Below are 15,582 nucleotides of genomic sequence, written 5' to 3' on the forward strand. Positions count from 1 at the left end.
TCGACGCGTTCTCACCGTTCGGGCAGGGAGGGAGCCGCTCGAGGTGGACTGGATTTAGCCATCGGTTTTCGGTACCTTACCTCACGGGGCAAAGGTATGGGTATCCGACGAATTCTTGCCGTGTTCTTCATAGGTTTTCTCACTCTGTCTCTGCCGTGTGGCGTAACAGCCGCGCCCGAAAGCCGGACGACCAAACCTGAATCGCCTTCGACGACTTTACCGAGACCTGACACTCTTTCCGTTCCCACCAAGCAGCCTGGTTCCAACGGAGAGATCAAGGTCGGAGACAAGATCAAGCCCGCGACGAACGGTGGAACCGTGCACCAGCTCGCCCTGCTCGTCTCGCCTTCTCACGAGATGATTGGAAAAGATGGTGCGCCAATGGTGCTGATTCCGGCTGGTGAGTTTGTGATGGGGAGCGATAAGGGTGATGAAGATGAAGCTCCAACGCATCGCGTCCACCTCAGCGCATTTTACATCGATAAATTTGAGGTGACGAACGGACGATTTGCCAAGTATGTCGATGCCATCCAGAGTGAACCCCCATGGGGATTTGCGGACAAAGAGACGCCTGTCATCCATGCCGATCGTCCGGTTCGGTGGGTGAACTGGATGGATGCCATGGGGTACTGCCTCTGGATCGGCAAGCGCCTTCCTACGGAGGCAGAATGGGAAAAGGCCGCACGTGGGACTGACGAACGGGTGTACCCGTGGGGTAATGATCCACCGACCTCGGTGCATGCGACCTATGGATTGAAGGAAGGTGGTGCGGAGAACGTGTCGATCATCGGCGATCATCAAAAGGGGCAAAGCCCGTACGGCGTGCAAGATCTGGCCGGCAATCTCTATGAATGGGTCATGGATTGGTATGGCGACGACTTTTACGCCCACTTTATCAATAGCCCTGCGATCAATCCGAGGGGACCCAGCGAGGGGACCGCGAAGGTACAGAGAGGGGGATCATATATCAACACTCCGTATCGGCTGCGGTCTTCGTTTCGCACGAAGGGCGATCCGAACGAACAGGATCCGAACGTTGGGTTCCGCTGCGCTCAAGACGTTCCGAAGCAGCCATAACAGGATGCCGATAAGGTTTTCCAACTTCGTCTCGCGTCGCCCGGCGGCTGATATCGACGCGTGTTTCGTCTGATTCCGCAACAATATGTGAGACCTCTTAGAAGGCTTTCGAGCATCGAGCAAGGAAGTCATTTCTGCGCCACGCAGGAGGCAACCAGTGAAACGATATCGTGTGAAACCCGGAACCCCTCTCTCACTGAAGCAGTACGATCCGGACGATACCGGCGAGTACAAGAAGAGCGAACAAGGTAAGGAAAAGGCAAAAGTTGAATTGGGCAAGCTCATTGCCAGTCTCGATGGACTTCAGGAGCGTCTATATGCCAATGCGACGCGATCGCTTCTCATCGTGCTGCAAGGGATGGATACGAGCGGAAAAGACGGAACGATCAAAAACGTAATGTCCGGCGTGAACCCGCAAGGCTGCAAAGTGGTGGCCTTTAAGGCCCCGTCCAACGATGAATTGGCTCACGACTTTCTGTGGCGGGTTCACCGTGAAGTTCCTCGCCACGGACAGATCGGCATCTTCAACCGGTCGCACTATGAAGATGTGCTGATTACCCGCGTCCATGGATGGGTATCCGATAAAGTTGCCAAGCGCCGTTTCGATCAAATCAAGGAATTTGAGGAGCTCTTGACCGAAAACGGGACGGCCGTTCTCAAGTTCTTTCTTCATATCTCAAAGGAGGAGCAGAAGGAGCGATTGGAAGTCCGTATCGCCGATCCGGAAAAGCGTTGGAAGTGGAGTTCCGGCGACCTTGAGGAACGCAAGTTGTGGGATGACTATCTGGAAGCGTTTGAGGATGTCATCGCGGCGACGAGCACCGAGTGCGCTCCCTGGTATATCGTGCCGGCCAACAGGAAGTGGTACCGCAATCTCGTCGTTGCGGATCGTGTTGTGGATGTGTTGGAAAACATGAAACTCAAGACGCCGCCTGCCCCCGAAGGTGTTGATTTCAGCAAGCTGAAGATCGTGTAGCCGGCTGTCTGGAGCAAATCAGGGCACATTAGGTAAAAGAGCCGAAATAACGACTTCGCCACGCCTCTTGACAAGGTTTCTTAATGAGCGTAGGGAAGGAGCCTGCGGCCCATCTATCAATCGAAGTTCGAGAGATCGGGTAGACCGCGCGGCTATCATCCAGGTCTCTCGGTGACTTCATCGCGAGAGGAGGGTGGATATGGACGACACGACGCCACCTGGCCCATTAGGCCCGCCGATGCGAGGGCGGGTTTCTCGTCGGTCATGCTAACCGATTCTCCGTCGGCTGTGCCATAGAGGCACTTTCAGCCCTCATCGGGCGGTAGCCGTCTCAAGCGGGGATATCCGGAGAGCAAGAGGAACACAAGAGCCTGGGATTGACGAGGTCTCCCCCGACTGGATACCTTGCATCACGAGTATCGTGCGGGTCTTTCGGGCCGCGACATTCAAAATCAGAATTCAGGCGTCCCAAGCGCCAAATCGCGGGCGGCCTCCCACCATAGTGCAGGGCCGCCCGCGCTGTTTCTGAATCCTTTCCTTCTTTAGTGTTCCCAATCAGATGCGATCGGGGAAATCTGAGATAAGGCCATCTACGCCGAGTGCCTTCATCTTCTTGATCTCGGCAGGTGTATTGACCGTGTAGGCGAACACGATCAGGCGTGTGTTGTGTAAAGCAGACACGAGGGATTTCGTCACCGTATCGACGCGCAAGCCCACATGAGTCGCTTGCAGCCTGGCGGCGGCGGAACCGGGATCCTTAGGCAGTCGCTTAAAGAGCACCAATGTCTTGGCCTCAGGATCGATCCTTCGAATGTGTTGAAGTTCCTCGTGCACAAAAGATGCGTAAATCACAGGCTTCGTGAAGCCGCTGGCACGGACGATTGCGCAGACATCGTAAGCCAGACCTTCTGTCTTTAGTTCCAGAACCAGTCCGATTCGTCCGCTCGCAGCCCTGAGAGCCTCCTCCAATGTCGGAACCGTCTGACCGCCGCCGGCATCCAGCTTCCGTATTTCTTCCAGTGTGATCTCAGAGACGAGTCCGCGACCGTTCGTTGCGCGGTTCATCCGCTCATCATGCAGGAGGACCAATTCGTCATCGGCAGTTCGTCTGATGTCCACTTCGGTGAGTGAACATCGTAGCGTAATCGCCCGTTTGATGGAGGCTAACGTATTTTCAGGCGTGTGACCGCAGGCACCGCGATGGCCGATGCGGAGGATCCTTCGGTTGGGGCTTCCTTTTGGCATGCCACTGTCCTACCATATCGGCGTGGGAGAAAAGAAATCCAAAAAAGCATCGTTGGCCAAGGGTACGAAACGTCGCCGGAAGCCGGCCGGAGTTTCTACCGGACTGGCCGCTCAAGAATTACAAGCGGCTGCACCGCCTGTCGCAGTGGCGGAGCTGCATCAAGAAATTGAGAAGGATGAAGGACGAGTCCTCTCAATCTACCGCGAACCGTACGGAGGGCGCTGGGTGGTTCTGGCAGCCCTACCGATCGAGCTCGTTGCCCCGACACCGTATCAACGGAATCTCTCCGACTCCCACGTCAAAAAATTGGAAGCGGCGATCGGCAAGATCGGGCAATTTCTTGATCCTATCATTGCCGTGCGCATATCGAAGCCCGATCAGGCAGCAAAGTACTGGACGCCGAATGGACACCATCGTCTTTCGGCCATGCGGACGCTCGGAGCCAGGAGTATCGTCGCCATCGTCGTCCTGGAACCATCGGCGGCCTACCAGATTCTCGCCTTGAATACGGAGAAGGCGCATAACCTCCGTGAAAAAGCGTTGGAAGTCATCCGCATGTACGAGGAACTGGCTCACCTCGATCAGGCGACCGAAGACAGCTATGCCCTGGAGTTTGAAGAGCCGGCGCTGATCACGCTGGGACTCTGCTATAAAGAACGGCCTCGGTTCAGCGGTGGGGCTTATCATCCGGTTTTGAAACGAGTCGACGCATTTCTGCAGAAACCGTTGCGTACAGCGTTGGACGTTCGTAAACGGCGTGCAGGGTCACTTCTCGCCCTGGATGATGTGATCGTCAAACAAGTTGAAGCCCTCAAGACCAAAGGACTGACCAGTCCCTATCTCAAGAGCTTCGTGGTCGCCCGCGTGAATCCGATTCGGTTCAGGCCCAAAGAGGCCCCGGCCCTGTCATTCGAGGACGCGCTTGATCGGATGATGCAGGCTGCGGAGAAGTTCAATCCAGACAAGATCAAGGTGGACGATCTGGCAAAGTCTGGAGGAAGTCCGGACGAGATAGAGTGATCACTCAGTCTTGTTTCCATGCCGATGGCCCCTTTACAATAGTTTCTTCGTCATGTTCCTGAGGAGGTGGTTATGGGTCTTGCCGACAACAAGTGTGTTCCCTGTCGTGGCGATGTGCCACCGTTGCCGAACGATCGGATTCAGGCGTTATTGAAGGAACTGGGTCGAGGCTGGTCGCTCAATGGCCAGGGGCATCTTGAACGGTTGTACACGTTCAAAGACTTTGCTCAAGCATTGGCGTTTGTCAACAAGGTGAGCGCGATCGCAGAGGCTGAAGGCCATCATCCCGATCTCTATCTGGCCTGGGGGAAAACCAAGGTTGAGATCTGGACACATAAGATCAACGGCCTGACTGAGAGCGACTTCTATCTGGCGGCCAAGGCCGACCGGGAATTCGAACCCTTTAGGGCCGCCGCTAGTTAATTCCAATCTAGTGTTTGCCATGAACTTACGGGGCATCCGATGAGTGGCGGAACTCAAGTCGCGCTCGTCAATATGCCGTTCAGCTACGCCAAGTATCCGTCGATTCAACTCGGCACGCTTTCTACGCTCTTGAAATCCAACGGGATTCCCGTCGATTGTCATCATTTGAACGTACGGTTCGCCCACCTGATCGGGATGGATTTGCACGAGGCGATTTGTGAAAAACGGGCGCTCTTCGGTGAATGGCTGTTTTCATACCTCTTGTTTCGAGCCAACCCCAAACGTGCGGAGTATCCGCAGGTGTTTAAGCCGGTGTTCGAACAGGTGTCTCAAGAGAGTGGGAAACCGATCGGATATTTCGAGGAGATGGCGACACGCATTGCCCCGCAGTTTCTGACCTGGGCGCTTCGCTCCATCGATTGGGGGCAGTACAAGGTGGTCGGATTTACCTCGACGTTCGACCAGAACGTGGCGAGTCTGACAATGGCCAAGTTGATCAAGGATCTCTATCCGCATGTCACGATCGTCTTTGGCGGAGCGAACTTCGACGGCGAGATGGGCCATGAGTACTTCAGGGCGTTTCCCTTTATCGATCATGTCGTAGTCGGTGAGGGTGAAGAAAGCTTCCTTCCGTTGGTACGTCAGATTCTGGCCGGCAAGACAGGAGGCTGTCTGAATGGCGTGGCCTATCGGCAAGGGGAGCAGATTGGGTTCACGGAGAATACGGAGCTCTTCTCCGACTTTTCGAAGACCGGACCACCCGATTATGACGACTATTATCACCTGCTCGCGGAACTAGGCCAAACAGCGCAAGGGTTGGACCGCATTCTTCTGTATGAAGGCTCGCGCGGCTGTTGGTGGGGTGAGAAACATCACTGCACATTCTGTGGGCTCAATGCGCAGAGCATGAAGTTTCGGGCGAAAGCGCCACAGCAGGTCATGCAAGAAATCGCTTATCTCTCGCATCGGTACGATGCGGTCCGGTTTCGTATGGTCGATAACATCATCGACATGGCGTATATCGAAGATCTTTTTGGAAGACTGGCGGCGGACCATTGCGACCTGGATGTATTTATCGAAACCAAGAGTAATTTGCAGAAGCGCCAGATCAAGACCTTGGCGGCCGGTGGCGTGAAATGTATGCAGCCCGGATTGGAAAGTCTGAGTCTCGCTCAGCTGCATGCCATGGACAAGGGCGCCACGCCGATGCAGAACATCATCTGCCTCAAATGGAGTCTCTACTATCGCGTGACGGTGCTCTGGAATATCCTGCTGGGTTTTCCAGGGGAGACCAACGAGGATTATCAATGCCAGCTCAACCTGATTCCTTCGCTGCTCCACCTCCAGCCCCCGGAGGCGACGGGAAAGTTCTGGTTACAGCGCTTCAGTCCCTATTTCACCCGACCACACGAATATGGAGTCCGCATTACCGGACCTGGACTGGCATACGAGTACGTCTATGACGCAGGGCAGATCGACCTGAAGAAGATCGCCTATGATTTCGAGTACGCACTCGACAACTGGCCGGTGGATCCTCACGTGTATCAAGAGCTCGTTGCAGCGATCGAAGGCTGGCAGCGAATGCATCGGTCGGGAGATCGCCCGTTTCTGTACTACTCAAAGGCGCCAAACTATGTGACGGTCTATGACGGCAGGGATCCAAAGGCACCGGTTCGCCGAAGATATGAAGGCTTGGCGGCGTCGGTGATCGAGATCTGCAACGAATCGGCAAAAAGCGTGGAGCAGATTCGCGCGGCCGTGACCGGCCGAACCGATTGCAGTGACGCGATCCTCTCCCCAATCCTCGACGATCTCAAGGCACATCGCGTCTTGTACGAAGAGCGCCGCAAGTACTTCACTCTGGCGATTCCGGAGAATCCCTATCTGTAAAGACAGTTGCCTCCATGGGATTTGCCTTCGATATGAAAAGCCGCTGAATAAGATCGGATTGCTATTGTTCCTGGCACTAGACAGTTTCTAGTCCCCACGCTACACTCCCGCCCATCAAACCGGGTCTTTACGTAAGAGCCGCTCGGATCTGTCGAGAGAGGTGGCCATGACGGTTAATCCGACCGTTCTAGGTGTACTCCTCACATCACACTGTGTGCCTGCGCTGCTACGTCGACCATTATTCCTAGTTTCACTCTATAGGTGACCAATTGAAGGAATCAAAAATGCGTCGCAGAGGTTGTCGTCTGGAATCAGATGTGTAGTTCTTGAACAGGACACGGCCTTCCATGTCGTTTGAGAAAAGAAACCTGAGGGTATTCTTGAGTTCCAGCATGGGCGAATTTCGTGCCCATAGAACCGCTGTAAAACAAGAGCTGGATTCCCTTGAGATTCCCAATTTTGTGTTTGAAAGGGAGGGTGCATCCGATCAAGCACCGGAGGAAATCTTTCGGGCGGCGGTGCGGGGAGCCAGTGTGTACATTGGGGTGTTTGGAAAAGCATGCGGAACGTATACGAAGGAAGAATACGAAATGGCTCGGGCACAGCGGGTTGCCTGTCATTTGTATGTTCAACAGATGAGTGATGACGAACGCAGCGAAGAGCTAAAGGAGTTTTTGAAAGGCCTCAGCGGAGTTTCGGACGTACCGACTCTGTACTATTTTCAATCCACAGATGATCTGGTTGCACAAATCAAGCGCGACCTCTGGGCCTGGAGAGATCGGTTAGTAGGTCATGAGAATTGGGATGAAAACCAAATCGATCTGAAAGACAGCCTGCCGATTTTGTGTGATCGAGACCTTCAGGAAATTCAATTGGAGACGCAGGTTGTCTCCTATTTCCAAGTGCGCTCCACACGACCGTTATTGCTGATTTTGCCCGGACCAGTTCAAGAAAAACATGGGCTCTATCTAGAAAGGGTCAAGTTGTGTTCCTTGGGTGAATATTTGGCTAAGGCCAGCATTCGGGGCGAGAAAAAAATCATCCGATTCCGGAAGTCTCCCTGCGCGATGACCACTCCTGCTCATCTCCAGATGGAAATCCTGGGGCTGCTGCGTGGGCAGGAGACGGGAGACGACGGAGTTATCGTGGCCCATATCAAACAAGCACGGATAAAGGCGCTCTTGATCGAAATACAGCTGCTGGCTTCTGAATGCGAGGGGAATCCTCAAAAGCCTCTGCAACTCATCGCGAGCTATCTGGCCGCCTTTCCCGATACCAGGGAAAGTGTCTTGGTGGGTGTTGTGGTGTCTCTGGAGGAGGATGAGAAACAAGGTTGGTTGAGTCGGCTGTGGGGCAGAGGGGGCTCAAACAGATCGGCCGATCTGTTTGAGAGGAGTATCCAGGATTTAGAAGAACGATATCGGGATGGTTCGAAGCTCCTGGTCAAGGTTTTGCCTCGCTTGACTTCTCCGAAAGTGGCTGATGTGCGGCGATGGTTGGAGCATGAGCTTGTGAAGTCCTCGGCCCTCAGGGTAGGGGAGAGAGAAATTGAGGCGATATTTCAAGGTCGCGACAGTCTGCCGATGGACGACCTCTATCCGAAGTTAGCGGACCTATTGGGAAAACGTAGGGGGTAAATCCAGTCGGTTTGCCATCAAATGGAAAACTTTTCCAAGGAGGAGATATCGTGCCATTTCCGTTTATCACAGGAATAGCCTCACAGCCGCCGGCCCAGCCGGTGAATTTGCCACAGCCGTCCAAAGCCAAGCAACTGGATCCTGTCGGCTATCTCATGGATCAGCCGTTGGTGGATGCGGTCAATGTGGCGTTGCTCCTAAGCCAGCCGTTGTTGCTGACCGGCGAGCCCGGCACAGGCAAAACCCAATTGGCCTACCGCGTGGCGTGGGAGTTGGGTTTTGGAGAGCCTCTACGCTTTGATACGAAATCAGGGAGCACCGCGAAAGATGTGCTCTATCGCTATGACACACTGAGCCGCTTTCATGCCGCCAATACGAATTCGGGCAGCCAGAATAATTTGGATTACCTGACCTACGTAGGATTGGGGAAAGCCATTGTCTTGTCTCGCGAACCAAGAGACGTGCAGGGGATTCTCCCACGGAACTTTAGGCACACAGGACCAAAACGCAGCGTGGTCTTGATCGATGAGATTGACAAAGCCTCGCGGGATTTCCCCAACGATCTGTTGTTGGAGATCGATGCCCTGCGGTTCCACATTCCGGAGCTGAATGCGGAGGTCGAAGCGGATCCGGAGCTTCGGCCCGTGCTCGTGCTCACCAGCAATTCGGAGCAGAATCTGCCGGATGCCTTCCTGCGCCGGTGCATTTACTATCACATTCCCTTGCCGGATCGGACAAGGCTGGCTGAAATTGTCCGAAGCCGACTCTCGGGCATCAGTCCGTCGCAAGAGAATTCTCTACTGCTGGATTCGGCATTGGACTTTTTTCATGAAGTACGCGAATTGGATTTGAGGAAGCCTCCGTCGACGGCGGAACTGCTCAATTGGCTGCAGGCGCTTGAACACTATGGCGTTGAAAAGAACAGGAAGGTAACCGATGCTCCAGAGTCTTTGAAAAAGAGTATCAGCACACTCGCGAAAACCCAGGAAGATAGGAATATGTTAATGACCTGGGTGCAGGAAAGATCTGCCAAGCCTTCCTGACGCACCAGATGTTGCATCCAGAGGAGATAGGTGACCTTGCAGACCATCTTAGACGAGAAGGCTATAGACCCTCGCTCTATCAAGTCCTGGCCGCGCAAGAGACGGTCCGCGAGGAATCACAGAGGGCGGTAGCCCTTGGATCCCTGGTGCGGCTTACAACTCTCCTCCGTCCGATCTTCTGTTCCACTCCCGAAGAGCAAGAACGGTTTGAGAAGATTTACCTTGAATGGTTGCGGGCTCGAAGTGGCCGGCCTCAGACCATTTCAAAGAGCCTACCTCCTCCCTCTGACACCGGTGCAACCCCCACACATTGGCGTCTGAAATTTGCGGCGGCTGGTTTGCTCGTCTTGCCCGCCCTTACATCGTGGTTTCTTTGGCAGGATCTTCGCCCACGTGAGGCGGTGGGCCGAGTCATGGCGGACAACCAGCCGGTTGCTCAAGCGACGGTGCAACTGGGTGAACAGACAGTTACAACGGATGCACAAGGCACATTCAAAGTTGCCTTCAAAAATGATGACATGCCGCTGCACTTGCATATCAAAACAAAGCAGTATCTCTCGAGTCAATCTCTTGCCGGGCAAACCATCAAAGCGAGTCGAAAGTTGTTCTACCTGTATCCAATAGATCTGGACACCCAATTCCCGATCGGTGATGTACAACTTGCCAGGGAAGCACCCTTGCCTATCCCGCCGCCGGTATCTGAGGTTACTGCGCTTCAGCCGTCTCCCCCAACAATAAGTCTGGAGAAGACACCAAGCCGTAGACCTCCGATTCCTCCCTGGTGGGCGAGGCTCTCCTATCCAACTGCCCTGGCTGTGCTGGCACCTGGGTTAGTCGTGCTGGTGTGGCTCCTCTACCGGTTCAGCCGCCGAGCCGTGCTTAAACGCCAGTCGAGCCTGATTCCTCCGCAACTCAAACAGATTCAGATCCAGGCCGGGACCCAGCGGATTTTCCCCTCGCTTTCGTTGAGGCACGTCACACAGCGTCTCCGCCAAACGCGCTTTGAGGAGTCTACTGAACTGGACGTCCGTAGCACGATTCACCGCACGATGAATCGTGGGGGCTTATTCACGCCAGTATTTGGCTCCAAACGCGAGCCTGGCTATGTGGCCCTGATCGACCGCGCAACGGTGGCCGACCACCAGGCCAATGTCGCGGCCCAATTGGTGAAGGATTTAGCCAAAGGGTATGTGTTGGTTCGTCAGTATGAATTTGATGAACAGCCGATCATGCTGCGGAGGGTGGATCCACTCCGTGGCGAACCGAAGCATGGAATGGGCGCGGCGGCCGTGGCGGCGATGATAGAGTTCATGGAATTAGGGGAGGTAACGGCCAAGTTTCCCACCAGTCGCTTGCTCTGCTTCGTAGATCCCATGACCTGTTTTGATCCCTTGACTGGAAAAATCCGACCATGGGTCGAAACGCTGGAGGCCTGGGAGGAACGCTTCCTGTTTACCACCCGCACGTATGGTCGATGGGGACATGCAGAACGGATTCTGAGCCGGCGCGGCTTTCAGGTCATACCGCTCTCTCTTCTCGGTCTGCGGCTATTTTCGCAACTTTTGGAGCAGGGCAGTCCGCCTGTAGCGGCTACCAAAGTTGCCTCACGAGAACGGGGGAGCCTCGAGGATCGAACAGCCCAACGATGGCTGGAGCGGCATCCGCCTTCACAGGACACCATAGCAAGGTTGATGAATGACATCCGGAAAGAATTGGGGCCGGACGGGATCCGTTGGTTAGCGGCCTGTGCCGCCTACCCGGAAATTCACTGGGCTCTGACGCTGGAGTGGGGCGTCCGTCTGTTCGGTCACGGCCCTACTGCGGAGGCGCTACTGCCCAAGCTCATGCCACTCATCTGGTTTCGGCAAGCTTTCATGCCTGATTGGTTCCGTCATGCGCTCTATGATCAGTTGACGGGGCAAGAAGCTGATCGGATCAGTCAGGAACTCGGCGAAATTATCAGTGCCCTGAACCCTGAACGGACCACCACACTCCAGCTCCATATCGCCTTGCAGCCGGGCGCGAAACAACAATCAGCCGATGCCGGTGGAGGGAGCAGGGCGTGGTTCCAGAACCTCCGTCGCAGATTGGCGATACAAGAAATGGGGCAAGCTGCTGAGCCGGGGAGCCCCATGCGCGACTACGTCATGCTGCAATACCTGTCCGGGAAACAAGGGAAGTCTCTCACCGCCAATGTGCCCAAGGCGTTGCTTACACTCCTGTTTCCCAAGGGACGACCTTGGTTAGGATTTCGACCGCTTTTCCTCGTGATGGCTGCATGCCTGGTGTCCACTGGCCTCTGGTGGTCGGAGGATCCTGCACCGGTACCCTTGCCGTCACCCATCGCAGATGTGGGGTTTCTTTCGGAGACGAATGAAGTGTTCCTCAAGCGTGAAAACGGGCGTGTGGAACGCTGGGGGCAGAAAGGTCAGGAGTTGGTTCTCCTGGAATCGGGTGAGGAGGGCGCCTTCGCCGATCGCGTGCTCAAGGTCAACATGGGGCAACTTCGCGTGGCTGATCTCACAAAAGAGTTCGAGCTGGCCTATCAGAAGGAAGGGCTGCTCCGTGTGACCGCGCATGAGGATGGACGGGAACTCGCACGAGAACCAGCGCCCGCGGCTCAGGTAGCGAGTCTGCATTGGCCAGCCGGTTTCGACGCATTCTTGGTGGTGGCCCACGCAGACGTTCCCGACTTAGTGAAAGTCAATGGGCTTGAGAGCTTGCGTCAGCGGGAGGTTGCGAGAAAGACGGATGAACAAGCATCTGCTGAAGCGAAGGCCAGAGAGGCCGAAGCGAGGGCCAAGGTAAAAGAGGCGAAAATAGCGGAGGCCAAGCGGCAGGCTGAATTAGCTGCGAAGAAGAAAGCCGCTGGAGATGCGCTACAGGCGGCTGATGAAAAGAAGCGCCAACAGTCTAAAGAGACAACATCAGCCGAGAAGTCGGCACCGTCGATGGACATCAAGCAAAGCGGTGTGCGTGAACCGGAACTCTTCAGGTCAGCGCAACAACAGCCGGAACCAAATATTCACGAACAGTCTCAGAGCCAACAACTGGCAATGAAGCAACCATTACAGGAGCAGCCGGTTGGGAAACTGCTTTCAACAATCACCGGTAAAGATGGTGCTCCGATGGTGCTCATTCCACCAGGGAACTTTCTGATGGGCAGCACGGAAGACGAGGTGGATCGGGCGATCCGATCTTGCGTCAATGAGCTGAAGAAAGATCAGCAAACCTGCGACGGCTTGTACAAGCCCGAACTCCCTCAGCACCAAGTCCGAATCGACGAGTTTTATCTGGACCAGTACGAGGTGACCAACCGACTTTTCCAACAGTTCGTTCAGCAAACCGGCCACCAGACCACAGCGGAGCAGAAAGGCAGCGCGATGTCCTTTAGTGAGGGAAAAGTGTGGAAGGAAGTGAATGGGGCAACGTGGAGGCAGCCGGAGGGTAGCGAGATAGTCTTTGCCTCAGGGCGTGCGGAGCATCCTGTGGTATCTGTGTCTTGGGATGATGCACAGGCCTATTGTCGGTGGGCCGGGAAACAGCTACCTACAGAGGCGCAGTTTGAATATGCGACCCGGGCGGGCACGACGACGGGGTACTGGTGGGGGCAAGGACATCCAGGGGCCCGACGAGTCGAAAACCTTGCAGACGAATCCGCTAGAGATTTCCTAGGAGGCATCATTACCGGCTATGACGATGGTGCGAGGCGCACCGCACCCGTCGGGTCCTATGAGGCAAATCCCTGGGGGCTGTATGACATCACTGGAAATGTCGCGGAGTGGACGGCGGACTGGTACGACGCCAACTATTACAGCAAGAGCCCAGTTCGCAATCCGACAGGGCCCTCTAACGGCCAGTATCGTGTGCTCCGCGGTGGAGCCTGGTCCACTGTACTGGTCTACCTACGTTCTGCATACCGCCTCTGGAGCACACCTACGCATCGGAAGAGCAATATCGGGTTCCGTTGTGCCCAGGACGTTCCGAAGTAACCTTTAACCTCTGTTTCCTTTTCTCCGGGTCTTATATTTTCTATGGTCTGCGGGGTGCATGTGACCGGATATTGCAACTTTTACATTAATCCGTTTGCCCTGAGCTTGTCGAAGGGCTCCTGATTCCGTGTCATTCCGTTCGTGGTTCGACAGGCTCACGACGAACGGAGGATCGTGCGAGGTCGGTAACCATTCATTGATCTACTCAAGACAGGACAGCTACCCACTTTCATAGGAGGATATTATGGCTGACGACTATTTCCTCAAAATCGACGGGATTGAAGGCGAGAGCACGGATGCGCGACACAAGGGAGAAATCGCACTGGATGCGTGGTCGTTCGGAGGGACGGCTGGCTCGGTTGAAGGAAAGCCGTCAGGGCCAACAAGGCCGGGTATCGCCAGCGGAAGATTCAACGCGCAGGACTTTCAGTTTACGGCGAAAGCCAGCAAGGCCTCACCGAAGCTCTTTGAGGCATGCGCCACGGGAATGCGCTTGAGAGATGTCACGCTATTCGCAAGAAAAGCAGGAGACGAAAAACAGGAGTACTTGAGGATCAGATTGACCGATGTCGTGATCTCTTCCTACCAACAGGGCGGATCAAGCGGGGTTAGCGATGCACCTGTCGAACAGGTAGCGTGCAACTTCGCCAGAATTGAAATTGAATACAAAGAGCAAAGCCCCGATGGTTCGCTTGGCGGCTCAGTCACCGCGATGGTCGACGTAAGAAGGATCAAGTCTACTAGAGCGAAGAGTCGCTGACTCCTACGGAGAGGACGGGATCTCCGCTCGATCTGAAAAGTTCCCCTAGTAGGCTGAACGCCTGGAGACTGTTCGGAGATCTACATCGACAACTGCTCGACCAGGTTTCTCATCTGTATGCCATGAACCAGTGAGGCTCCGCCGCAGATCGCGCAGGACGTGGAGAAGGTAAGAAGAGAACGATGGAACGATCAGGCATGACCGGGAGGCATGGGATCGACATTCGAAAGGGTTTCGGAAAATCGATTCCCTACGATGTCGGTGACCTTCGCCATCAGATCCGTCACCTCTTGCCATTCTTTGGGCAGTAAGTCATGCTTTAATTGAGGATGGATGGCCCATTGGGCCTCAACCTGCGTCCCTGTCCTGCTGACGAGAACGCGGAGCAGCTCCACATCCCACGCCGAGTCGGTAGCTTTATTGCTGGAAGGGGTCATGTTCGGTTGTCCGGAAGGGGGAACCGCGCGTGCCATGAGATGACCTCGGTCTTGCGAGCTCGTGTAGCATACCGTATTCAGCGTCAGGTTGTATATCCAGAGATCCACGGGCGAAGGATGTCTTGTCGTGAAGCAAGGCATTCTATCGCGACCCCTCTTGGGCGAGAACCTCAAGCATAGCCGAGTGGATTGGCCCATTGCTGGCCACAAGTTCCTGCCCATAGATGGTAAGGTCTCTCCCGCGGAAATCGGTCAGCCGCCCTCCGGCTTCCCGCACAATCACCGACCCGGCTGCCATATCCCATGGATGAAGTCGGACTTCCCAAAAACCATCGAAACGTCCCGCTGCCACATAGCAGAGATCTAGGGCAGCGGAACCCGTCCTTCTGATTCCCTGTGCCTTGAGGGCAAACTTGGAAAAGTGATCGAGGTTGTTTCGCGGCGATTCCCTGATGTCATATGCGAATCCCGTGACCAAGAGGCTGTTGTCGAGCCTGATTGTGTTGGAAACGTGAATGGAGCGGCCGTTTAACTGGGCGCCGCCATTTTCGATGGCAGTGAACAGTTCATTTCGTGTGGGGTCGTAGATGACTCCGAGGATGCATCGCCCATCGTACTCAAGGCCAATGGACACGCAGTAGGCTGGGTAGCCATGAGCGAAGTTGGTCGTCCCGTCTAACGGATCAATGATCCATAGATAGGGCGATGGAGTGTCTTCGACAGGCCCACGCTCTTCGGCCAAGAACCGATGGGTCGGAAAGCGAGTCTGGATAGAATCGATAACGCACTGCTCCGCGGCATGGTCTGCATCGGTCACCAAGTTGATCGGGTTCTTGTACTCGATATTGAAGCCAGCCCCGGCATACTTGAGAAGAATGGCACCGGCTTTTTGACTGGCGGCAACCGCTGTGTCTAGGAGGAGCTTCGCAGGAACTGATTCGTGAGGAATCGGCACGGCCTGATTTTAGCACGACACAAACTGTTCATATGAATAAATCATGATCCTTTCAGTAGAACAAGGCTTATCCACAGCAATGAGAAAAGTATTACTTGCGTGCAAGAGTACATACGTATAATGAAA

At 54.9% G+C, this 15,582-nt stretch carries 12 protein-coding genes; 9 read left to right on the forward strand and 3 right to left on the reverse strand.

Annotation, left to right across the window (positions count from 1 at the left end):
* Positions 1–96 precede the first annotated feature (96 nt).
* On the forward strand, positions 97–1,077 hold the full coding sequence (locus H8K03_13885) for a formylglycine-generating enzyme family protein (protein UVT18899.1): 981 nt from the start codon (positions 97–99) through the stop codon (positions 1,075–1,077).
* Between the two features lie 157 nt (positions 1,078–1,234).
* The gene (locus tag H8K03_13890; GenBank protein ID UVT18900.1) at positions 1,235–2,053 is read left to right on the forward strand and encodes a polyphosphate kinase 2 family protein; all 819 of its coding nucleotides are present in this window, start codon (positions 1,235–1,237) and stop codon (positions 2,051–2,053) included.
* A 555-nt stretch (positions 2,054–2,608) separates the two neighbouring features.
* On the opposite strand, the gene H8K03_13895 is transcribed toward H8K03_13890, so the two are convergent.
* Positions 2,609–3,298 carry a glycerophosphoryl diester phosphodiesterase gene (locus H8K03_13895; protein ID UVT18901.1) on the reverse strand — a complete coding sequence of 230 codons (690 nt, stop codon included), beginning with the start codon at positions 3,296–3,298 and terminating at the stop codon, positions 2,609–2,611.
* Here H8K03_13895 and H8K03_13900 point away from each other — a divergent pair.
* From H8K03_13900 to H8K03_13930, 7 genes are all read left to right on the forward strand, one after another.
* Positions 3,297–4,319, forward strand: coding sequence for a ParB N-terminal domain-containing protein (locus H8K03_13900; protein UVT18902.1), 1,023 nt, complete (start codon positions 3,297–3,299; stop codon positions 4,317–4,319). The genes H8K03_13895 and H8K03_13900 overlap by 2 nt on opposite strands.
* A 72-nt stretch (positions 4,320–4,391) precedes the next feature.
* The gene (locus H8K03_13905; protein UVT18903.1) at positions 4,392–4,742 is read left to right on the forward strand and encodes a 4a-hydroxytetrahydrobiopterin dehydratase; all 351 of its coding nucleotides are present in this window, start codon (positions 4,392–4,394) and stop codon (positions 4,740–4,742) included.
* 39 nt (positions 4,743–4,781) lie between these two features.
* Positions 4,782–6,632, forward strand: coding sequence for a RiPP maturation radical SAM protein 1 (locus H8K03_13910; GenBank protein UVT18904.1), 1,851 nt, complete (start codon positions 4,782–4,784; stop codon positions 6,630–6,632).
* A 392-nt stretch (positions 6,633–7,024) separates the two neighbouring features.
* Positions 7,025–8,269 carry a hypothetical protein gene (locus H8K03_13915; protein UVT18905.1) on the forward strand — a complete coding sequence of 415 codons (1,245 nt, stop codon included), beginning with the start codon at positions 7,025–7,027 and terminating at the stop codon, positions 8,267–8,269.
* A gap of 155 nt (positions 8,270–8,424) precedes the next feature.
* Positions 8,425–9,312: a MoxR family ATPase gene (locus H8K03_13920; GenBank protein UVT22484.1), complete on the forward strand. Its 888-nt coding sequence runs from the start codon at positions 8,425–8,427 to the stop codon at positions 9,310–9,312.
* An 8-nt stretch (positions 9,313–9,320) separates the two neighbouring features.
* Positions 9,321–13,304: a formylglycine-generating enzyme family protein gene (locus H8K03_13925; GenBank protein UVT18906.1), complete on the forward strand. Its 3,984-nt coding sequence runs from the start codon at positions 9,321–9,323 to the stop codon at positions 13,302–13,304.
* A 244-nt stretch (positions 13,305–13,548) separates the two neighbouring features.
* The gene (locus H8K03_13930; protein UVT18907.1) at positions 13,549–14,064 is read left to right on the forward strand and encodes a type VI secretion system tube protein Hcp; all 516 of its coding nucleotides are present in this window, start codon (positions 13,549–13,551) and stop codon (positions 14,062–14,064) included.
* Between the two features lie 191 nt (positions 14,065–14,255).
* Here H8K03_13930 and H8K03_13935 read toward each other — a convergent pair whose 3' ends face one another.
* Both H8K03_13935 and H8K03_13940 read right to left on the reverse strand, forming a co-directional pair.
* On the reverse strand, positions 14,256–14,537 hold the full coding sequence (locus H8K03_13935; GenBank protein ID UVT18908.1) for a hypothetical protein: 282 nt from the start codon (positions 14,535–14,537) through the stop codon (positions 14,256–14,258).
* A gap of 106 nt (positions 14,538–14,643) precedes the next feature.
* Positions 14,644–15,450 carry an inositol monophosphatase gene (locus H8K03_13940; protein ID UVT22485.1) on the reverse strand — a complete coding sequence of 269 codons (807 nt, stop codon included), beginning with the start codon at positions 15,448–15,450 and terminating at the stop codon, positions 14,644–14,646.
* Between the last annotated feature and the right edge of the window lie 132 nt (positions 15,451–15,582).

Origin of the sequence: Nitrospira sp. (genome assembly GCA_024760545.1) — a bacterium.
GTDB lineage: Bacteria > Nitrospirota > Nitrospiria > Nitrospirales > Nitrospiraceae > Nitrospira_D.

Bases quoted from the DNA above. Each gene is read 5' to 3' on its own strand.
- H8K03_13935 (UVT18908.1), bottom strand. From the start codon at position 14,537: ATGGCACGCGCGGTTCCCCCTTCCGGACAACCGAACATGACCCCTTCC.
- H8K03_13910 (UVT18904.1), top strand. From the start codon at position 4,782: ATGAGTGGCGGAACTCAAGTCGCGCTCGTCAATATGCCGTTCAGCTAC.
- H8K03_13895 (UVT18901.1), bottom strand. From the start codon at position 3,298: ATGCCAAAAGGAAGCCCCAACCGAAGGATCCTCCGCATCGGCCATCGC.
- H8K03_13920 (UVT22484.1), top strand. From the start codon at position 8,425: ATGGATCAGCCGTTGGTGGATGCGGTCAATGTGGCGTTGCTCCTAAGC.
- H8K03_13900 (UVT18902.1), top strand. From the start codon at position 3,297: ATGCCACTGTCCTACCATATCGGCGTGGGAGAAAAGAAATCCAAAAAA.
- H8K03_13915 (UVT18905.1), top strand. From the start codon at position 7,025: ATGGGCGAATTTCGTGCCCATAGAACCGCTGTAAAACAAGAGCTGGAT.
- H8K03_13925 (UVT18906.1), top strand. From the start codon at position 9,321: ATGTTGCATCCAGAGGAGATAGGTGACCTTGCAGACCATCTTAGACGA.
- H8K03_13885 (UVT18899.1), top strand. From the start codon at position 97: ATGGGTATCCGACGAATTCTTGCCGTGTTCTTCATAGGTTTTCTCACT.
- H8K03_13905 (UVT18903.1), top strand. From the start codon at position 4,392: ATGGGTCTTGCCGACAACAAGTGTGTTCCCTGTCGTGGCGATGTGCCA.
- H8K03_13930 (UVT18907.1), top strand. From the start codon at position 13,549: ATGGCTGACGACTATTTCCTCAAAATCGACGGGATTGAAGGCGAGAGC.